This is a genomic window from Labrenzia sp. C1B70 (assembly GCF_000475395.1).
GTDB classification, from domain to species: Bacteria; Pseudomonadota; Alphaproteobacteria; order Rhizobiales; family Stappiaceae; genus Roseibium; species Roseibium algicola.
On the sequence record NZ_AXCE01000018.1, the window covers coordinates 1 to 19,771 of the forward strand.

A 19,771-nucleotide genomic window follows, 5' to 3' on the forward strand; every position below is an offset into this window, starting at 1 on the left:
GCTTTTGTGCCGCCAGCTTCTGCTGATGGGCCAGAGCCGATGACACATCCGCAAACAGATCAAGCCGCGTTCGACCCCGGGTACCCAGGCGTCCCCATGTCCGGCGAACGGCAAATCCGCCGAACAGGGTGGGTTCGACCGACAGGTGGTAGAACCGATTCATGTTCCGGCCGGGGTCCACGCGTTTGAGGAGAAGGAGATCGTCACCAGGTTCCATGACCGCAGTGTCGAAGATCGCCGAACTGCGGTCCAATGAATGATTGGAATCGATGCGAAGGAACGGATTCATTACGGTGATGTGTGGCGGGGAAGAACAGTGCCAAAGGCGGAGGTTTCTCAGCCACAGTCGGACGGCGTCCAACATGCCTTAATCTGGCCAAGGGTGACACCTCAACGGGATTGCCCCTGGCAAGACTTGATAGGCGGCCGGTCAATCAAGCCGGCTGGGAGACAACGGTTTGTCGCTGTGTCCCAAGGCCGGAGATGCTTAGATCGACAACGTCACCAAGCTTGAGAAACTGCGGCGGATCGAGCCCAAGGCCTACGCCTTCCGGCGTTCCAGTGGCAATGACATCACCGGGCATCAGACGCATGAAATTGGCAATGCCGTTTCTTTTACTAGGTAAGAAAAAGCGAACGGATGGGGGCGGAGCCCCCATCCCATCAAACGCTCAGGCGCGGGTGGCCTTCACAATGTCCATAAACTCGCGCGCACGCGTAGCATCAACCGCATTCCAGGTGTGTCCGTCAACTTTCAGCGACGATCCCACGATGCAACCATCGGCGATCTTAAGGATATCGGCTACTGTTGCATGCTTGACGCCAGTGTTAGCTAGCACTGGTGTTTCAGGAAGCATTTTTTTTACCGCTTCAAGATCATTCATCCTAGCAGCCTCGCCTGTGATCGCGCCCGAGACCAACACTGCGTCGGGAATGGAAGAGAACACAGCAGATCGCGCGCGGTCCGGTAGCGGGCGGGTGTCGAGTGAATGGGCGAATTCAGCCGAAACGTTGTTCAGGATCACCAGGTCCTTGCGATCGAGCCGGCGCGCTTCGCGCAGTGCCCGACCGGCGTTCGGTGTCCACGGCCCCATGTCTGAGGCGTAGGTTCCGGTAAAGATCTCGCGGACGAACGAGGCTCCTGTCGCCGCGGCTAGAGCAACAGTCGCGTCGGGGTCCCACAGTACGTTGACGCCATAGGGCTTGCGGATCTTTTCGCGCAAGCGTCCGATCACGAAAGCCATCGAAGCAGTGGTAGCGACATTCACGGCAAGTTCGTACGGGCGATCATTCTCGTTGCCGAACATCACGGCATCGACATCTGCGGCCTGGAGCGCTTCCAGATCCCTGAGCGCAGCCTGATAAATTCCCTCGATGCCTCCATCGGCATCGTAAAGAGGTGTACCGGGCATTGGGTTGAGGTGAACCATCGCGATAACGGGTTTGACACCCGGGAAAAGCGACCCGAATTTCATGGCAAGTCTCTCCTTTGTCCCCGCCTGGTGCGGGATTCGTTTGAAGCCAAATGGAAGCAATCTCAGGTCTTTCTGCGTTCGAGCAGAAAGAAGAAGACCACTGTGATGAGAAGAACAATCAGGAGCAGCACGAAGGCGGCTGCGCTGCCTTCGTTCAAGGCAAGGCCCTGGAAGGCGCGTTTGTAGGCAAAGAAGGACAACAGCTCGGTCGAGACACCAGGGCCACCCTTGGTCAGGATGTAGATCAAGTCGTACGTCCGGAATTCGTTGATCAGCTGAATGACCACCGCGATCATCGCGACCGGCCGCAGGAGCGGCAGGGTGATGTACCAGAATTGCTGCAGTGGGCCTGCGCCATCAACCTCGGCCGCTTCATAAGGATCCTTTGGCAGCGAAGCCAGTCCGGCAGACAGCAACAGGATCACGAAGGAGGTCTGTTGCCAGATGTCGATAAAGATCATCGTCTTAAGTGCCAGATCCGAATCGCCGAGCCAGTCGATTATCGGCAGGCCAAGCCCCTCCAGGGTCTGATTGACAATCCCCAGATTGGGCTGCAACAGCATTCGCCAGATCAGCGCGACGGCGACTGGTGACATTGCCATCGGCAGGGTAAGCACCGCGAAATAGACACCGCGCATCACGATTACCTGTCGAAGCATAAGCGCGATCGCCAGCCCGACAACGAACTCACCCATCACCGTGGCAACCGAATAGCGCAGGGTTATGCCGAGGGAGTTCCAGAACAGCGGTTCGGACATGATCGACAGGAAATTTCCGAATCCGGTTATGTTCAGCTCGGGACGAACAAGCGTCATGGACGAGAGAGAGATAGCCGCGGCATACAGCACCGGCAGGCCCATGACGACGCTCAGCATCGTCAGACCCGGGCCGGCGAAGCCCCAGCCCGCGCGCATCATTTCGGTTGTTCTCGTGCTCATCAAGTGTCTTTCGGTCAGCAGGAAACGGGAGGCAGGCACGGGTTCGCCACCTGCCTCCTTGACGTGCGTTACTTGTTCATCAGATCGGTAAGACCAGAGGCAGCCGCCTGAAGCGCCTCAGTAACGGTGGTGTCTCCGCTGGCAGCCAGGGAAACCTGAGTTCCCAGAGTGTCCTCGTATTGCGCCGAGTACGTGAAGATCGGGAAGGACTTTGCGCTTTCAACCACGGCCATGGCGTCCTTGTAGAACGGGTATTTCGCCAGGACTTCCGGATTGGTGTAGACATCCGCGCGCACCGGAGCATGGCCTTCCAGTGCCCGCGCGACCGCAATCTCCTTGCTCTGGACCCAGGTAATGAACGTCCAGGCAGCGTCCTTTTCTTCCTGCGGGACATTCTTGGCAATGCCCCAGCCCCAGCCGCCACTTTCGCCGTGACCGCCCGGCATGACCGAGAGCGCCACCTTGCCTGCAACATTCGGGCAGCTTTCCGCGTTGTCGATCTGCGGCAGCATCCACCAGTAGGTGACCATCGAGAACGCTTCGCCCGAACACATCAGCCGCATCGTGTCATCGAGCGTGGCTGACAGGGCGCCGGTCTGTGCAGCGTTTTTGATCGCATCGACGTAATGGTTCAGAGCCGTTTCGCCAGCTTCGGACGCAAGCACGACATTGCCGTCGGAATCGAGGTAACTGCCGCCCGCGGAGAACAGGTAATTGGAGAATTCCATTGCGTTCGGGTCACCTTTTTGACCCTGCATCGCGGCGCCGTTGACGTTGCCCTGCGCCTTCATGAATTTGGCAATCCGCACATATTCCTCGAGCGTCTTGGGGGCTTCCAGCTCCTGACTGGTTTCGGACTTGTAGGCCGACTTCAACTCCGGGTCGCTCAACAGGTCGGTGCGATAGATCAGACCCATCGAATAATTGTACATGGGCACCAACGGCATGAAGTCTTCGCGATTTCCCAGAAGATCCATGGTCGAGGGAATGAAGGCCGCCATGTCGAACCCGGATTTCTCGGCATAGGGCTTGAGATCTTCAAGCCATCCCGCTGCCGGGAACTCGCCCGCCCAAAGGAAGTCAACTTCGAGCAGATTGTAGTCGCTCTCGCCACTGACCAGCTGGGCGACCAGCTTGTCGTGCATATCACCGTATCCGACCTTCTCGAACTCAACCTTGATGCCGGTCTCTTTCTCGAACTGAGGGAGCATCTTTTCGATGATCGACGTTTCCGGGACGTCTTCCATCAGCGCGCGCAGTGTCACACCGTCGGCAAGAGCCGTGCCGGCCCAAAGAGACGCCCCAAGGCCAAATGTCAGCGAATAAATAGTCTTTCTCATTTCGTAGTCCTCGTCTGTAAGGTTTGACTGTTTTTATTGTTGTTATTTCACCGACCCGAAGGAGAGCCCTTCGACCAGGTATTTCTGAATGAATTTGGCCGCGATCATCAGCGGCAGGATCGCAAGTGAAACGCCCGCTGCGACATTGGAGATCTGCACGCCATTCGAGGTTTGCAGACTTGCCAGAGCGACCGGAACGGTCGCGGTTTTCGACCCGCCCAGGATCAGGGCGAACAGAAACTCGTTCCACGACAGGATGAAACCGAGGACTGCCGCCGCCAAGATGCCAGGCGCTGCGACCGGCAGCACAACGCGCCAGAATGCTCCCCACCGGGTTGCCCCATCGGTCATCGCCGCGCCTTCAAGATCCTCGGGAATCGCTTCGAAGAAACCCATCAGAATCCAGGTGAGAAAAGGCAGATTGACGGCGGCGTAGACGATCGTCAGACCGGTCAGCGAATTGGTCAGGCCGAAGTTCCGAAACAGCATGAAGGTCGGCAGGGCGAGCGCGACCGGCGGCAGCATCTGGCTGGCAAGCGTCGCGAAACGTGCCAGCCGCCCGCCGGTGCGAAACCGCGCGAAGGCGTATCCTGTCATCGCAGCCAGCGGCATCGTGACGAGCACCGACAGGCTCGCAACGATCAGCGAATTCATGTAGTTGCGCCCAAAATTCTTTTCCGCGAACAGTGCACGGTAATTGTCGAGCGTCACCGACGGGAGGATTACCGAACTGTAGCTGTCTTGCGCGGGAACCAGCGATGTGCGGAGCACCCACAGGATGGGAAAAAGCACGATTGCGACCGCCAGGATCAGGCCGATATGCGATAGGATCCGCCTCCCCATCTCAGGCCTCCCTGCCGATTACATCGCCGCTTGCGGCGGCGAACAGATGCATGTGGCCGAGATCCGCATAAAGCGTGATGGTCTCACCGATCCGTGGCAGGAAGTGACGATCAACCCTGGCTGAAATGGACAGGCCCTCGGCCTCCACGACAATCAGGTTTTCAGGGCCCAGAGCCTCCAGCACCGTCACGGTTCCCTGGAAGGCTTGCGCGCCGGGTCTGGGTTGGGTCAGGATGTCCTCGGCCCGCAATCCGAACAAAAGCCCGGTCCCGGCGGCCGCCCGGTAGAAAGCCGCCTCCCGCTCGGGCAACGGCCCGGCAATGGGGCCCGCGCTGAGTTCCACCCTCTCGCCCACGACGGTCAGGTGCGCCTCTATCAGGTTCATTGCCGGAGCGGCGAGGAACTGCGCCACGAAGGTGTTTCGCGGCCTGGCATAAACCTCGAGCGGCGCGCCCACCTGCTCGATCCGGCCGTCGCGCATGATGCAGATCCTGTCGCCCATCGTCATTGCTTCAACATGGTCGTGGGTAACGAAAACCGTGGTCTTGCCGACACGTCTGTGAAGCTTCACCAGCTCCTGACGCATTTCGCCGCGCAGCTTGGCGTCAAGGTTTGACAGCGGCTCATCCATCAGGAAGACATCCGGCTCACGCACGATCGCCCTTCCGAGCGCCACACGCTGCCGCTGACCTCCGGAAAGGGCCGTCGGCTTGCGATCCAGATAGGGCTGGAGGCCAAGCACCGATGCTGCCTGTACAATCCGCCGATCCTGCTCGTCCCTTGGCGTCTTGCGCATCTTCATGCCGAACCGCATGTTTTCGCGAACGCTCATATGCGGATAAAGCGCATAGGACTGAAACACCACCGCCACATTACGGTGGCGCGGCGCCAAACGTGTCACGTCCCGCCCGGCAATGCTGATCTGTCCACCCGTCGTCTGCTCGAGACCGGCGATCATCCTCAATGTTGTGGACTTGCCGCAACCGGACGGACCGAGGAGCACCATGAACTCGCTTTCCTCGATGTCGAGAGAGACGTCCCTCACTCCGAAATTGCCGAGGCCATAATCTCTGCTGATCTTGTTGAGCTTGATCTCTGACACGTTGCGTCCCGTAAGGTAGAAGATATGACTTGGGTGACTATGCGCTGACCGCGGCGTTAGGTCATGTAAACGCCGCCAGTCACATTGATTGCCTGACCGGTCATGAAGCGCGCTGCATCCGAACAAAGAAAGACGACCACACCAGCGACGTCTTCAGGGGTTTCGATTCGTCCAAGGGGCGTTTGCGAGACATAGTCCTGCTGCACCTCTTCAGGTGACATGCCGCGCAGTTCGGCCTCCCAGGCTATCTCGCGTTCCTGCATCGACGTGCGTACGAAACCCGGGCAGACCGCATTCACGCGAATGCCTGAAGGCGCCAGTTCGCGCGCCAGTCCCTGCGTCCAGCCGACCACGGCAAATTTGCTGGCCGAATAGTGAGCCAGCAACGGCGCCCCGACCTTGGCAGCGAGCGAGGCGGTGTTCACGATTGTCCCGCACCCCCGGTCCAAGAAGTAACGGGCCGCAATCTGGTTGGTCAGAAACACGCCGCGCGCGTTCACATCCATGTTGAAGTCCCAGTCGCGATCAGTCAGGTCGACTGCGCGCCGCATGCTGGAGACACCTGCGTTGGCAATGCAAATGTCGATGTTGCCGATCGCTTCAAGCGCCGATGAAAATGCCTTTTCGACAGAAGCCCGCTCGCTGACGTCAACCTGAACCGCATGGTGCCCCGCACCCAGACGCCTGGCCGCGGCCTCCGCCGTACCTATATCCAGATCTGCCACGGTCACCGTTATATCCTGGGCCGCAAGCGCCTGTGCGATCGCCCAGCCGATGCCGTTTGCTGCACCGGTGACAAAAGCGGATTTTCCTGCGAGCCCCGGATGCGCCTGGAGGGCTATTTGGTGTTCGTTCATGTTTCACTTCTCCAAAACTGATCAAAAGCAAACATACGTTCACGAATTTGACAAGAAAAATGTTTGATTTTGTTCGATTGAAATCTCATGTATGTTCTGATTTGATTGCTTTGTTGATTTTATGAAGAGACCGCCGAGATGACAGACACCACGATCCATCCGACGCAAGACCCATCGGTCAAACGGGGCCGGACACCTGCCCAGGCGCGGCTAGCGGCAATCCTCGATCGTCTCAATCAGGGCGGGTCGGTTTCTGTTGCCGAGATTGCCCAGGAATTCGGTGTTTCGGATATGACCGTTCGACGGGATCTTGCCGAACTGGAAGGACAGGGCTTGCTTGAACGCGTGCATGGCGGCGCCGTCAGCCTGCAGCACGGCCCCCTGACGGTGATCGATGATGTCGAACCTTTGTTCGATGCCCGCCGGCGCCTCAACAGCGATGCAAAATCCAGGATCGCGCACGCGGCTGCGCGGCTGGTGGCGGACAATCAGACCCTGGCATTCGATCTGGGAACGACCGTACTAGCCGGCGCACGAGCGCTGATCTCTTCCGAGCCCGCACCGGGGCTGCGCATCTTCACCAACAGCTTGCGGGTGGCTCAACTGGCGGCCGCGGCGTCGGTGCCGACCTACGTCCCGGGGGGGCTGGTCCAGCCGGGAGAGCTGTCCGTAACCGGACAAGCCGCTGTTGAGAATTTCTCCCGCTATTACTTCGATGCGGCGCTAATAGGGGCGTCTGGACTGACCCCCGACGGAGTGTTCGATTATTCGCCTGAGGAAGCCGCGATGAAGTCGGTTTACATTCAACGTTCTTCCCGGCGCATCCTGATGGTCGACAGTTCGAAGTTCCGCCGTATCTCCACCGTTCGCGTGGCTGACCTGGCGCAAATCTCTATCCTGGTCACCGACGCCGCCCCGCCGCACGAACTGGCACAGGCGCTCGAAGAAGCCAACGTCTCGATCATGATCGCCTGACTTTCCGAGGATTCACATGTCACTTTTTCTGGGTCTCGATATCGGGACAACTTCAACTATTGGTCTGCTCATCGAGTTGCCGGACCGGATCCTCGCCAAGGCTTCGCGGCCGGTCGCCTTGCAGTCGGCCCATCCCGGCTGGGCGGAAGAGGACCCGGCGCAATGGTGGGCCAATTGCTGCGCGGTAATCCCAGAACTGCTGAAGATGTCCGGACGCAAGGCATCCGAGATCGCCGGCATCGGTGTGGCCGGAATGCTACCAGCAACGATCCTGCTGGACGAGAATGGCCAACCGCTGCGACCCTCAATCCAGCAAAGCGATGGCCGCGCCGGTGCCGAGGTCGAGGAGATGCGCCGGGAAATAGATGAGCCATCCTTTTTGACCGCTGCCGGAAATGGCGTAAACCAGCAGCTTGTCGGTGCCAAGATGCGCTGGTTGAAACGCCATGAACCCGAGGTGGTGAAAAGGGCCCAAACCCTGCTCGGCTCTTATGACTACATCAACTATTGCCTGACTGGTGTCGCCCGTGTCGAACAGAACTGGGCGCTTGAAGCCGGGATCGTGAATGTCGCGACCAACCGGATCGACCTCGATCAGGCTGCGATGACGGGGATCGATCCCGGCCTGCTGCCACCACTTGCGCTCTCGTCCGAGGTAATGGGCATCGTCACCGCCGAGGCAGCTATGGAAACAGGCCTTGCCGCTGGGACACCCGTTGTTGGTGGAGCGGCGGACATGATTGCCTCTTGTCTGGGAGCCGGGGTCGTCGCGAATGGCGATGTTCTGCTGAAGTTCGGCGGCGCGGTGGACATCCTGACCGCGACCGACAAGGCTTTCCCCGACAAGCGGTTGTTTCTCGATTACCATCTCGTGCCCGGGCTCTGGATGCCCAATGGCTGCATGTCCACCGGAGGATCGGTGCTCAATTGGTTTGTGGATACCTTTGCAGCCGGGATCGAGCCGCGCCACGGTTCACGCCATGCCGCTCTCGACGCATTGGCGGCGGACCGCCCGGCCGGAGCACTCGGGCTAACTTTCCTGCCCTACCTGCTTGGAGAGAAAACTCCCCTTCACGATCCATCTGCGCGCGGTGCACTGAACGGGCTGACCCTTTCGCACGATCTTGGTCATGTTTGGCGAGCCGTGCTTGAATCCTACGCTTATGCAATCCGTCATCACATCGAGACATTCAACGAGATTGGTTACGAGACCACACGCTTTTTCGTCTCCGACGGCGGAGCCTGCAGCGATGTCTGGATGGGTATCGTCGCGGATGTGCTGGACGTTCCCCTGCAACGGCTCGGAGGCCACCCCGGCTCATGCCTGGGGGCAGCCTGGACCGCGGCTGTGGGCTGCGGACGCGCTGACTGGACCGGTATTTCCGCCCTGACCGAGCGCGATGCGCTGATTTCGCCGAACCCGTCAAATCGTCAAATCTATGACAGTGGGTATGCTCGTTTCAGAAATCTGTACGAGCGACTGGAAGGAAGCTCCGCATGACTCTTCGTGCAATAGCCTGGGATATTGATGGAACCCTGATCGACAGCGAACCGTTGCATCACCGTGCCCTCGTGGCGGTCTGCTCCCGCTATGGTCTGGAAATCGATCCAGAGGATCAGAGCTTCATCGGCGTTCACATCGGCCATGTCTGGGACCAGCTGCGCCCACGATTTCCGGTCGCGGTAGAAGAGCAGCAGTGGCATGAACAGATCCGCAACTACTACGCCGACCACAGCGATAGCCTGGTCGCGATTTCAGGGGCGGTTGAAGCGATCAAGGCACTCGCCGCGGCCGGTGTTGCGCAGATTTGTGTTTCGAATTCAGACCGGGGGGTCGTCGATGTGAACCTTCGCAGTCTAGGGATCTCGGAGTTGCTGGTCGGGTCGATCAGCCTTGACGACGTGCCCGCCGGCAAGCCCGACCCTGCACCTTACCGGATGGCCGCCGAAGCACTGAACCTGCCGCCGCAGAACATTCTGGCCGTCGAGGATAGCGTCACGGGAATGCGATCGGCCCTTGCCGCCGGTCTGAAGGTTGCGCTGCTGGGAGAAGCTGCACCCGGCAATCCGCCAGATGCGCATTTTCATCCGGCTGCCGTCTCCGAAATTCCGGAGCTCTTGAAACGGTGACGGCGGTACCCGTTCTCTCAAAAGACACGACTGTCGGCGTCAAGAAATCCGGGGAGCAGCCAAGCCGCGGTTGCTCTCATAATCCAGGAGGTATTGGCACGTTTTTCGTAGGTCACTGCGTTTTGGTTTTTTGCCTGCCTGATCGCTCGGCGGAGCGCGAATGAGGCGTATCGTGTCCAGCCGGTCTGAAGCCGAGAGCAAGACCCACAGGCGGTGGATCTTCGGTTCGTGTCAGGGCTCACCTAGCTTAGCCTGATAAGCGCCGCATTTAGAAGCACCTTGTCTTCTAGGTTCAGACAAACCTGGCGGGTGCAGCAGTGGGTAATTCACGAGCAATCCGGTTCAGCAAATTGAGGATAGACACCTTACCGACGACGATGCCCCGTACTGCCGTAAGATCTTTAGAACCTGCCGAACTCCGCGCAAAGCGATGGTGAACTCAAACCGCGTCGTTTACGACCGTTCCAGGCAACTGAAAGCCTTTCACTCGGAGGCGACCAGCCGCCGATAAAATAGCCATGCACTTCAACTTCCGCGCCAACACAACAAGCTAAAATGGCTACACCCGGTTGCTTGTTTCTAAAGCGACTTCACCAGGATTGGGGGATATGTGAGGGGATAAAATCTGTTCAGCTTAGAAGTGGCACTATATTTCATTACAGTCGCTCCCATTCCTACCTCTCCCGCAACGCATGAGCTATCTGGTCGCGGATTGGTTTCACCAGGCAACTTTTTGGTGATGACTGCGAGATTGGCGCCGGTCACCGTGTCGTCCAGTCTGAACAAAAGATCCCCGGCTTCAACAACGTCACCGGGCTTGTCACGTTAACGACGAGGCAGGTGTTTGCGAGATAGGTTGGCTATGAAGACCGTAACTGCCAGCTACAAGCGCCACAGTTTCCCCTCCGAGATCATCGCACACGCCGTCTGGCTGTATGATCGGTTCCCACTGAAGCCCCGTCTGATCGAGGAAGTGCTGTTGGAGCCAGCATGTCGGTTTCCTAGGAAACGGTCCGACGCTGGGGCAGGAAGTTCGGCCCTGCCTATTCGCGTGACCTACTCCGCAAGCAGCCACTCCCCAGTGATGTCTGGTCTCTTGATGAGATCCGCATCGTTATTACTGGCAAGAAACACTGGTTCTGGCGAGCCATCGATCTGGATCGATACGTGCTGGACGAAATCGTTCAAACTCGGCGCAATACCAAGGTCGCCAGGCGATTGCTAACCCGGCTTCTGAAGAAGCAGGCTATCGCGCTAAAACGGATGATCACCGACAAGTTGCGTTCTTATGGGGCCGCCGGGCGACAGACGATGCCCACCGTCGAACACCGCTCGCACAAGGGATTGAATAACCGTGCAGAGAATTCGCACGTGCCGCTGAGAAAACGGGAACGTTCAATGCAGGAATTTCGTTTAGCAGGAAGCCTGCAGCGTTTCATCTCGATCTTCTCCGCCGTCCGCAACCTTTTGTCCCGCTTCGCTCACTTCGCTCCGCTCTTTGCATTCGCAGTCATCTCCTGCGTGCCATGGCCGAATGTAACGCTGTAACCATCGGCCGCTGACAACAGCGTCATAAATCCAATCGCGTCCCGATGTCGTGAACGTGACATCGCCGAAGAAGGAGATCGTTACCGGGCTCCACGATCTCATTCTCGAGGATCCCGAACAGCGGTCCAATGAATGATTGGAATCAGAGCGTGGGAACGGATTCACGAAGGTGATTGGTGCCGAACATGATCCAGAAGGCCAGCTAACGCCCCAACTCTTGCAGAACCGGGGCTGTCCACAAATGGCAATACCCCGGCGTCCTCTCAGGACGTGTGCTTTCAGTTAGCCGGTCAAAAAAACATGTTGCCACAAGCAAGAAAAGTTACTACAAATGCGCAACAACGATCAAAAGTAGTAACTTTTAAAGCTATGCAATATACAAGCGACGAGCCACTACATGCTCAAATTAGAGAACTGATCCGACGTCAGGCAATCGCCGGCGAAATAGTGGATACAGACGGACGTCTGATGACTGAGGCTGAGCTGATAAGCCACTTTGGCGTTAGTCGAGTCACAATTCGCAACGCTATTGCTCCACTAGTGGCGGAAGGTTTGTTCGATCGTACGAGGGGGAAGGGGACATTCCTGAGAAACAACAGCTCGGAGCGATGGGTAGGGCGCCTGCTCGGCTATCAAGAGCTGCTGGAAGAGGCCGGGTTCCAACCAGGCGCTAAAATCACACATCAAGGAATGGTTGAGTGTCCGGATGTATCAGTTCAACAAGCCTTGGGTGAGCGCGTTGTATGGCAACTTCGACGTGTTCGGTATGCGGACGATAACCCGGTAGCTATTGAGCATGCTTTCTATCCACCCGATGTTGGTCTGAAACTTCAACAAAAAGATCTCACAACGATCCGTATGTATGAAGTGTTTGAGCTTGACTTTGGGATAACAATCAAGGAAGGAACGCAGACTATTGGGGCCTGCATTTCAAATGAAGTAGAAAAAAACGATCTACGTCTTCAAAAACCAACAGCACTAGTTTCCATGGAACGAGTAACTATTGCTGATGATGGGCGTGCCGTCGAATTTCTTCGTTCAGTTTATCAACCCGAAAAATTTCAATTCACCATAAACCTTACTCGCGGCAATAGCAGTCAGAGCAACACTAGGGGATAAGCCTGCAATGAAACGGCCCAACATTATTGTCATTCTAAACGACGACATGGGTTTTTCCGATATCGGCTGCTATGGCGGAGAGATCGATACGCCTAATCTGGACTGTCTCGCCCTGAAGGGCCTGCGGTATTCCCAGTTCTATAACACGGCGCGGTGTAGCCCATCTAGAGCTTCCCTGCTGACAGGCCTTCATCCGCATCAGACCGGCATTGGTATACTCACCTATTCAACCGGGCCTGAGGGTTATGTTGGTAACCTAACAGAGAATTGTGTCACAATTCCAGAAGTTCTGAAGTCCGCCGAATACCGCACCTACATGAGTGGGAAATGGCATGTTTCTTCGAACTTAAAAGAGCCTAACGGCACGTGGCCAACTGAGCGCGGCTTTGACGAATTTTATGGCACAGTCATCGGGGCTGGAAGTTTCTACCTCCCAAACACTTTAACGCGTGGCTGTGAAAACATAGAGCAGGAAGCGATCGACGACCCAGAATTTTTCTACACCGATGCAATCTCCAACCAAGCGGCCGCTTACATTAAGACTCATTGTGAGCAGCATCCGGAAGAGCCATTCTTCATGTACGTCGCTTATACAGCACCTCATTGGCCGTTGCACGCGCACGAAAAAGATATCGAGAAGTACCGGGGCCGATTTGACGAAGGCTGGGATTTACTGCGCGAACAAAGACTTGCTCGTCTCGTTAATGCAGGTTTGATCGATGCATCCTGGCAGTTGACGGATCGCGATCCGTCCCAGCCTCCGTTCAAGGAAGCTAACGAAAAAGCTTGGTTGACTCGGCTTATGGAGGTCTATGCAGCCCAGATCGACCGTATGGACCAAGGAATCGGCGAGATACTTACAGCGCTCGAAGAAGCAGGCCAGTATGAAGATACAATGATCGTGTTTTTGTCAGACAACGGCGGCTGTGCTGAGGACATACCGAAGGATGTGGAACCGCGGCAATTAGTCGAAGAATTAATGATCGCCCAATATCAGACACGAGATGGCCGGCCTGTAAAGATCGGGAACGACCCGAGTATCATGCCTGGCGGTGAGGATACCTACCAAAGCTACGGTACGGCCTGGGCGAACCTCTCCAATACACCATTCCGCCTTTATAAGCACTGGGTTCATGAAGGTGGAATTTCAACACCGTTGATTATCCATTGGCCAAATGGAATTCAGCAGGCTGGGATCCGACATGTTCCCGGACAGCTTCCTGATCTGATGGCAACTATTTTAGAAGTGTCCGGAGCGAGTTATCCAAAGAGCAGACGCGGTCACGCTATTCCACCGTGTGAAGGGATCAGCCTGGTTCAGTCCTTTCAAGAAGACTGCGATCGCGAAAACCCTCTTTTTTGGGAGCATGAAGGCAACGCCGCAATACGTCACGGCAAGTGGAAACTTGTGCGCAAATATCCAGACTCTTGGGAACTCTACGATATGGATGCAGACCGGACCGAAATGCACAATTTGGCTGGCCAGAACGAAAACTTGGTAGCGGAAATGGCTGCACGTTACCAGGCTTGGGCAGACCGCTGTGGTGTTATTCCAAGAGAAAAAATTCTCGAATTTCTGCATGAAAGCAATGAAGCAGCTTTCTGGGAGGAAGAAGGCTCCTGAAACAGGGCCACATCATCAGTGAACTTAGGGAGGAATAGATGAAAAAAGATTACAGAAAACCGGGGAGTTTTCTTGGGCCGATTTCAGTTGTATTGGCTCTCACCTTCGGCACACCATCCGTTCAGGCAACAGAGTATAGTTTCCGATTGGCAAATGTATTGTCCAACACGGATGTTACGGCATACGGCCTCAACAAGTTTGCCGAGCTTGTCTCTGAAAAATCAAATGGCGATATCGAAGTAGAGGTTTTTCATGGCGGCCAACTCGGCTCGGGTGTCGAAACATTCGAGGCAGTAAAAAACGGTCATCTGGACTTTGCCGCCGACAGCTTCGCGAATCTTGCAACGATTACACCAGCGTTCGAGGTGTTTCATTTCCCTTTCTTGTTCGAGTCACGGGCCCAGTTGCTAAACACAATGAGCAGCGAGAAAGTTCAAAAGCAAGTAAATTTGGAACTCGAGCCAGTCGGGTTGCGTTGGTTCAAGACTTTTGAGATCGGCGGACCACGTGAAGTCGGAACTTCTAAAAAGAAGATTGAAACTGCAGCCGACCTAGAAGGCATGAAGTTCCGTGCCTCGCGCTCTCCACTCGAAATAGCTGCTCACCAAAGCTGGGGGGCAGCGGGCGTGACCGTGGATTGGCCTGAGACACCGGAAGCCGTTCGATTGGGAATGGTAGACGGGTTAACGGTTCCCTTTGCGAGCTTCTACTCGGCGAAGTTCCACGAAGGAGATTTAATCAACTACATCCTGGATTTGAACTTTCAAAACTATGCGCTCGTCCTTGTTGTAAACGATGCGAAATACGCTGAACTCCCCGAAAACGTTCGTAAAGTGTTGGAAGAAGCAGCAGAGGAAGCCAGTCAGTGGCACATCGCCTTTGTGAGTGACTTCATTACCGAAAACATCACAGCGATGAAAAAAGAAGGCGTCGAGGTCTACAGCTTGCCGGAAGCGGAATACAGGAAAGTTCGGGAAAAAACTATCGAAACTGTTTGGCCACAATTCGTTGGAAATGAAGGCATGAGTCAGGAAAAGATTGATTTGATCCGTCAAGAGTCGGGCGAGATTGGTGATGATGGTTGGGGCTACAAAGTAAACTGATCTCGAACATGAATTTAAACACCGTGGGCCCGCTACTTTCAATAGCGGGCCAATCGACATCATTTTATAGTTGGTGTTCCTATGCCAAGTCCAGCTTTCAGAAGTAAAATTCAGTCCCTAGACAGTTGTCTTGCATTCAGTGTGACGGCCTTGTGCGTTGCATTCCTTGCTGTAATTGTCATTACTATCAGCGCGTCGGTGTTTTCACGTTTCGTAATTTTCACGCCGCTGAATTTCGCCGATACGATGTCCAAGTATCTGATGCAATGGATGGCTTTTTTAGGGGTCGGGCTTGCGATCCGCGAAGGAGAGCACGTTTTAGTCGACATCATTCATCATGTCATGCCGTCACGCTGGTATAGATGGATTGTGATATCTATGGCGATTTTGTTGTCCATTCTGTTTGCAACGGTCTGTTACAACGGCTTGATCAATGCTTGGAGCGCCCGCAATTCTTCAAATCCGTTCGTCTTTGGGATCAGTATGATGATTCCGTATCTATCGGTTCCCGCAGGGGCCCTTTATGCCCTGGTTCAAACCGTTATTTCTGCATATCTCCTCTTAACAGACATAACCCGTCCGTTGAATAAATTACACTTGCCGGTAACGAGGGCCTAAGAAATGCTTGCACTTTACCTCGCGACCTTCTTACTGCTGATCGCTGCTTCTGTTCCAATAGCCTTCGCTCTAGGCCTTTCAACACTTGTGGTATTCTGGATAGGAGGCGAACCACTACCACTTTTTGCGCAACGGTTGTGGACAGGTTTAGACAAGTTCACGCTGGTGGCAATTCCGTTGTTTATCCTAGCCGGTGAACTGATGGGCGGTTCTGGCATTCTGCAAAGGCTGCTGGATTTTGCTAGGTTGTTGGTTGGCCGTATCAAAGGTAGTTTGCTTTACATCAATATTCTTGTGAGCATGTTTTTTGGTGGCATTAACGGATCTGCTATAGCCGACACAAGTGCAGTCGGTTCAATGATGATAAAGGCCACTGAAAAGGAATATGGAGACGCAGAGCTTGCTGCAGCGACGACGGCTGTCAGTTCTGTTGTCGGGCCAATCATTCCTCCAAGTCTGACGATGTTGATCTTCGCTTTTGCAGCGGGAAACGTATCCATCGCAGCACTCTTTTTGGCCGGCATCGTGCCAGGGATCCTGCTAGGCACGTCTCTATTAGCCGCAACTGCATTCATAGTTAGGCGAAAAAACTATCCAGTAAACCAGGAAACATACCACCTTCGCGATGTCCTCCGAATTCTTGGTAGATTCATGATAGCAGCCGTTCTTCCTATCATTATGGTGGGAGGAATTGTAGGAGGCATAGCAACACCTACAGAAGCTGGCTGCCTTGCCATAGTCTATGCTGTCTTGATCGGTTTTTTCGTTACCCGTGAACTTACGCCCGGCCGTGTTTATGAAGCTATGAAACGAACCGTTATTGTGTCAGCAGTCGTTATGGTAATCATCGCATTTGGCAATGTTTCTACATGGTGGCTAACAATTGAGGGGGTTCCCAAAACTATCAGCATGTTCGTGCAAGGATTCACCGAAAACCCGCATGTTTTCATGGCTATGATGCTTGTGATTTTTCTCTTGATAGGTCTTTTCGTCGAACAGGCTGCCGCGATTGTAATGCTGGTACCAATCTTCGCGCCGTTGGCTGTCTCATATGGTATTGACCCGGTTCACTTCGGCTTGTTCACATGCCTATGTCTTGCATTGGGACTGGTTACACCACCAGTAGGATTATGTCTGTTCGTATCCAGCGGCATAGCGGGCGTACCAGTGCACAAAGTATTCAGCGCTTCTATTCCATACCTTGTAGCCATGGCGATCGTTTTGCTTCTTGTGACGTTCGTACCGCAAATTTTTCTCTGGCTGCCGAGATTGTTTGGCTTCTGAAATGGCATTTTGTTGTCCAAGGCTGGGAAGCGCCTCTGCACTTCAAACCCAACCTCGGTTGGAACGTGGTTCACCAATCGTAGTAGAAATCGACTGGATTGAGTTGACTGGTGGTGCCTTCACCATGGGCGGCCCTATCGAGGAGGGCTATCCAGAGGATGGAGAGGGGCCGCCAAGAAAGGTAACCATCGATCCATACAGCATCAGTCAGACACCGATACTCAATAGGGAATTCGCAAAGTTTGCTATCGAAACAGGTTATCTGACAGATGCTGAGAGGCGCGGCACATCATTCGTGTTCCATCTCCTTCTATCACCGCGTGAAAAGATAAATGTCAGAAATATCGCTCAAGAAACGCCCTGGTGGTATCTGGTTGAAGGAGCATATTGGATGAAACCGGAAGGTCCCGATAGCAGCATTTGCAACCGTGGCAATCACCCAGTGACGCACATCAGTTGGAACGATGCGTTAGCATACGCGGACTGGGCCGGAGGTGCCTTGCCGACGGAAGCGCAATGGGAGTTTGCCGCCAGGGGGGGGCGTCAAAGCCTTCGATATCCTTGGGGCAATGATCTTGAGCCCGGAGGCGTTCACATGTGCAACGTCTGGCAGGGAAGATTCCCGGGTTTGAACACCGCCGCAGATGGTTTCGTCGGAACTTCACCGGCAGGTTCCTATCCGCCCAATGCATTTGGCTTACACGACATTGTCGGTAATGTCTGGGAGTGGTGCCGAGATGATTTCTCTTCCGACTATCACGCCGTAACTAAAGGACACGAACCATTTTTTGCCAACGGAAGCAACTGGAAGTCCCAGCGCGGCGGTTCGTTCCTTTGCCATGAAAGCTATTGTTCGCGCTATAGAACTGCTGCGCGTCACGCAAATTCGGCCGATGCGTCCGCGTCAAACACCGGGTTTCGCATCGTGAAAGAGAAGAAATGATAAACGTTTCGTTGGCAAGTGACACTCGGAATAAACCTAATCGCGAATTTACTGCTGCCGAAATTGGAGCATTGGCTCATTTGTACCGAGGCGAGGTCTATCGCAGTACCATTTGGAGAACTCGGCTCGATACGACGACCAACTGGGCTGTTGTAACGTTAGGAGTGGCTCTTTCAGTTACCTACGCCTCCGCAGAAGCATCAGCATTACCCTTACTCCTTGTTGGAATATTGATCTGGCTGTTTCTGATATTGGAAGCGCGGCGTTATCGTTACTTCAATGTTTGGCGCGCGCGCGCTCGGTGGATGGAAACACACTTCTATGCACCTATGCTTATTGATGGAATACTTATAACAGAAAAAAACTGGGAGCATACTCTTGCACACGACTACATCAAACCTCAGTATCATGTGTCGTTTTTCATCGCTATGGGTAGACGGATACGAAGAAATTATCTTTGGATCCTAACGATTCAGGCAATTGCTTACTTGGGAAAAATTTTTGTACACCCTCTGCCTGTTTCGACATTGGATGAATTTATTCAGCGTGCAGATATTGGTCCGATTCCAGGAGAGTTCGTTTTGATTGGCGGTATTTTTTACATCGGGTGTTGTGGGATTATCGCCAACTACGCAATATGCATGGATGTGAAGCGGGCAAAATTGCGGGGCACGCGTGATGCTCCCATCGGCTAAACGCGCAAATAGAGCATGATTTGGCTCGACCAACCTGCAGCAGTGTCTCTCTTGCGTATCCGTTCAAATAGTGATTTTCTTAGACTGAGAATGAAAACCTCGCGTCGAATAATGGCTAGTGGATTAGCTAATCCCCCGTATCCGGAACAACTTACAAAATACGTATCAAGAAGAAATTAAATCATGCGGCTCTTTCAACAACTCTACCTCAGCGTCGCAATTTTCTCATTGGCTTTAGTTCTTCATGCAGTGTTATCTTATGACGCGATGCAAGAAGTAGAGCGCCTGACTCAAGAAAAGATTTACCCTCCATTTGCTTTTTAAGCCTTTCCATCAATATTGGTGTAATCAAGCAAATGTTGCTAATCAGGCGGGCGTGTCGCAACTTTTTCCTTCGGGCAAGTTTCTCCCGTTTTGGGAGCCCTTTCAGGTTTCGTTAACTTTTTCAATTCCGAAGAGAACCGCAAGCAGATCGTTCTGTTCGCGGACGCTTCACTGACTGACAAAGCCGAAGCCCTTCCTGAGCCACAGCATGGCTTCGAAACCGGCGATGGATTTTCTGGCTGTATTGAACGAGCGGAACCCGCCGACCTTCGGCATATTCTTCTTCATCCTGAAAAGATCGCTCTCGATGCCCTGTTGCAAATGTTTGGTCACATAGTGCACCGGATCCGGAGCAAGCAGGCCGCTGTCAACCGCATCTCCGATAGCCGGAGGAAAAGTGCCAGCACCATCGGTACCGATTTTGCCCGGCGACAGCAGCGGAGCATCCTGCAACATTTTTCGAAAGAACCGCTTGGCCGCATTCAGATCGCGCTTCGCCGTGAGCAGGAAATCGATCGGATTTCCATGCTTGTCGAAGGCCCGATACAGAAAGCGCCATTGGCCCTTGATGCGCACATAGGTCTAATCGACGCGGACCAAGTCGCAATGCGGTTTGCGGAAACGCCGCAACCGTTTCTCCATCAGGGGAGCGTAGGTCAGAACCCACCGGTTGATGGTGCTGTGATCGACTTCAAAGCCATGTTCCAGGAACATTTCTTCCAAGTCATGATGGCTCAGCGGATCACGCAAGTAGCAGGAGACTGTTTGGATGATCAGCCAGGCCTCGAACTGTCTGCCTTTGAAGTCATCCTTCGATTGGCGTTTCAGCTTTTCGTAAGCGCGAATTTCTCGG

Annotated in this window: 17 protein-coding genes and 3 pseudogenes; 11 read left to right on the top strand and 9 right to left on the bottom strand. The window is 54.5% G+C overall.

Going from position 1 to position 19,771, the window contains the following annotated elements; translation table 11 throughout:
• The 8 genes and pseudogenes from Q666_RS66950 to Q666_RS53095 form a co-directional block, all read right to left on the bottom strand.
• Window positions 1-364 (bottom strand): WGR domain-containing protein (locus Q666_RS66950; RefSeq protein ID WP_353608339.1); only part of this gene is annotated, 364 nt, incomplete at its 3' end.
• 70 nt (window positions 365-434) lie between these two features.
• Window positions 435-611: pseudogene (locus tag Q666_RS65590) on the bottom strand (fumarylacetoacetate hydrolase family protein); the annotation flags it as partial.
• Between the two features lie 60 nt (window positions 612-671).
• Window positions 672-1,475, bottom strand: coding sequence for a BtpA/SgcQ family protein (locus Q666_RS53070; protein ID WP_023000259.1), 804 nt, complete (start codon window positions 1,473-1,475; stop codon window positions 672-674).
• A 62-nt stretch (window positions 1,476-1,537) separates the two neighbouring features.
• Window positions 1,538-2,413, bottom strand: a complete 876-nt coding sequence (locus Q666_RS53075) for a sugar ABC transporter permease (protein WP_023000260.1) — start codon at window positions 2,411-2,413, stop codon at window positions 1,538-1,540.
• Window positions 2,414-2,481: 68 nt separating this feature from the next.
• On the bottom strand, window positions 2,482-3,753 hold the full coding sequence (locus Q666_RS53080) for an extracellular solute-binding protein (RefSeq protein WP_023000261.1): 1,272 nt from the start codon (window positions 3,751-3,753) through the stop codon (window positions 2,482-2,484).
• 42 nt (window positions 3,754-3,795) lie between these two features.
• The gene (locus Q666_RS53085) at window positions 3,796-4,596 is read right to left on the bottom strand and encodes a carbohydrate ABC transporter permease (RefSeq protein WP_023000262.1); all 801 of its coding nucleotides are present in this window, start codon (window positions 4,594-4,596) and stop codon (window positions 3,796-3,798) included.
• Window position 4,597: 1 nt separating this feature from the next.
• Window positions 4,598-5,698: an ABC transporter ATP-binding protein gene (locus tag Q666_RS53090; protein WP_023000263.1), complete on the bottom strand. Its 1,101-nt coding sequence runs from the start codon at window positions 5,696-5,698 to the stop codon at window positions 4,598-4,600.
• A 56-nt stretch (window positions 5,699-5,754) separates the two neighbouring features.
• Complete coding sequence (locus Q666_RS53095; protein ID WP_023000264.1) at window positions 5,755-6,555, bottom strand: SDR family NAD(P)-dependent oxidoreductase; 801 nt, start codon at window positions 6,553-6,555, stop codon at window positions 5,755-5,757.
• A gap of 138 nt (window positions 6,556-6,693) precedes the next feature.
• On the opposite strand from Q666_RS53095, the gene Q666_RS53100 reads away from it, so the two are divergent.
• From Q666_RS53100 to Q666_RS0133580, 11 genes and pseudogenes are all read left to right on the top strand, one after another.
• Complete coding sequence (locus Q666_RS53100) at window positions 6,694-7,530, top strand: DeoR/GlpR family DNA-binding transcription regulator (protein ID WP_023000265.1); 837 nt, start codon at window positions 6,694-6,696, stop codon at window positions 7,528-7,530.
• Window positions 7,531-7,546: 16 nt separating this feature from the next.
• Window positions 7,547-9,031, top strand: a complete 1,485-nt coding sequence (locus Q666_RS53105) for an FGGY-family carbohydrate kinase (RefSeq protein ID WP_023000266.1) — start codon at window positions 7,547-7,549, stop codon at window positions 9,029-9,031.
• Complete coding sequence (locus Q666_RS53110; RefSeq protein ID WP_023000267.1) at window positions 9,028-9,660, top strand: HAD family phosphatase; 633 nt, start codon at window positions 9,028-9,030, stop codon at window positions 9,658-9,660. Before Q666_RS53105 ends, Q666_RS53110 begins: the two co-directional genes overlap by 4 nt.
• 862 nt (window positions 9,661-10,522) lie before the next feature.
• Window positions 10,523-11,222, top strand: a pseudogene (locus Q666_RS53115) (IS6 family transposase).
• Window positions 11,223-11,508: 286 nt separating this feature from the next.
• Complete coding sequence (locus Q666_RS53120) at window positions 11,509-12,327, top strand: GntR family transcriptional regulator (RefSeq protein WP_081713307.1); 819 nt, start codon at window positions 11,509-11,511, stop codon at window positions 12,325-12,327.
• A 7-nt stretch (window positions 12,328-12,334) separates the two neighbouring features.
• Entirely contained in the window at window positions 12,335-13,951 is a 1,617-nt protein-coding gene (locus Q666_RS53125; RefSeq protein WP_023000271.1) for an arylsulfatase, read from the top strand.
• 38 nt (window positions 13,952-13,989) lie between these two features.
• Window positions 13,990-15,054 (top strand): TRAP transporter substrate-binding protein, encoded by a 1,065-nt coding sequence (locus Q666_RS53130; protein WP_081713308.1) that lies wholly within the window; start codon window positions 13,990-13,992, stop codon window positions 15,052-15,054.
• A gap of 150 nt (window positions 15,055-15,204) precedes the next feature.
• A complete protein-coding gene (locus Q666_RS53135; protein ID WP_161633237.1) occupies window positions 15,205-15,672 on the top strand; it encodes a TRAP transporter small permease subunit in 468 nt (155 codons plus the stop codon).
• Between the two features lie 3 nt (window positions 15,673-15,675).
• Complete coding sequence (locus tag Q666_RS53140) at window positions 15,676-16,956, top strand: TRAP transporter large permease (RefSeq protein ID WP_023000274.1); 1,281 nt, start codon at window positions 15,676-15,678, stop codon at window positions 16,954-16,956.
• Window positions 16,946-17,899, top strand: coding sequence for a formylglycine-generating enzyme family protein (locus Q666_RS65595; protein WP_200863768.1), 954 nt, complete (start codon window positions 16,946-16,948; stop codon window positions 17,897-17,899). The genes Q666_RS53140 and Q666_RS65595 overlap by 11 nt, the downstream gene beginning before the upstream one ends.
• The gene (locus Q666_RS0133580; RefSeq protein WP_051990158.1) at window positions 17,896-18,594 is read left to right on the top strand and encodes a DUF2270 domain-containing protein; all 699 of its coding nucleotides are present in this window, start codon (window positions 17,896-17,898) and stop codon (window positions 18,592-18,594) included. The genes Q666_RS65595 and Q666_RS0133580 overlap by 4 nt, the downstream gene beginning before the upstream one ends.
• 426 nt (window positions 18,595-19,020) lie before the next feature.
• Here Q666_RS0133580 and Q666_RS53145 read toward each other — a convergent pair.
• A pseudogene (locus Q666_RS53145) lies at window positions 19,021-19,764 on the bottom strand (IS6 family transposase).
• Window positions 19,765-19,771 lie beyond the last annotated feature (7 nt).

Bases quoted from the DNA above. Each gene is read 5' to 3' on its own strand.
- Q666_RS53070 (WP_023000259.1), bottom strand. From the start codon at position 1,475: ATGAAATTCGGGTCGCTTTTCCCGGGTGTCAAACCCGTTATCGCGATG.
- Q666_RS53075 (WP_023000260.1), bottom strand. From the start codon at position 2,413: ATGAGCACGAGAACAACCGAAATGATGCGCGCGGGCTGGGGCTTCGCC.
- Q666_RS53080 (WP_023000261.1), bottom strand. From the start codon at position 3,753: ATGAGAAAGACTATTTATTCGCTGACATTTGGCCTTGGGGCGTCTCTT.
- Q666_RS53085 (WP_023000262.1), bottom strand. From the start codon at position 4,596: ATGGGGAGGCGGATCCTATCGCATATCGGCCTGATCCTGGCGGTCGCA.
- Q666_RS53095 (WP_023000264.1), bottom strand. From the start codon at position 6,555: ATGAACGAACACCAAATAGCCCTCCAGGCGCATCCGGGGCTCGCAGGA.
- Q666_RS53100 (WP_023000265.1), top strand. From the start codon at position 6,694: ATGACAGACACCACGATCCATCCGACGCAAGACCCATCGGTCAAACGG.
- Q666_RS53105 (WP_023000266.1), top strand. From the start codon at position 7,547: ATGTCACTTTTTCTGGGTCTCGATATCGGGACAACTTCAACTATTGGT.
- Q666_RS53110 (WP_023000267.1), top strand. From the start codon at position 9,028: ATGACTCTTCGTGCAATAGCCTGGGATATTGATGGAACCCTGATCGAC.
- Q666_RS53120 (WP_081713307.1), top strand. From the start codon at position 11,509: ATGTTGCCACAAGCAAGAAAAGTTACTACAAATGCGCAACAACGATCA.
- Q666_RS53125 (WP_023000271.1), top strand. From the start codon at position 12,335: ATGAAACGGCCCAACATTATTGTCATTCTAAACGACGACATGGGTTTT.
- Q666_RS53130 (WP_081713308.1), top strand. From the start codon at position 13,990: ATGAAAAAAGATTACAGAAAACCGGGGAGTTTTCTTGGGCCGATTTCA.
- Q666_RS53140 (WP_023000274.1), top strand. From the start codon at position 15,676: ATGCTTGCACTTTACCTCGCGACCTTCTTACTGCTGATCGCTGCTTCT.
- Q666_RS0133580 (WP_051990158.1), top strand. From the start codon at position 17,896: ATGATAAACGTTTCGTTGGCAAGTGACACTCGGAATAAACCTAATCGC.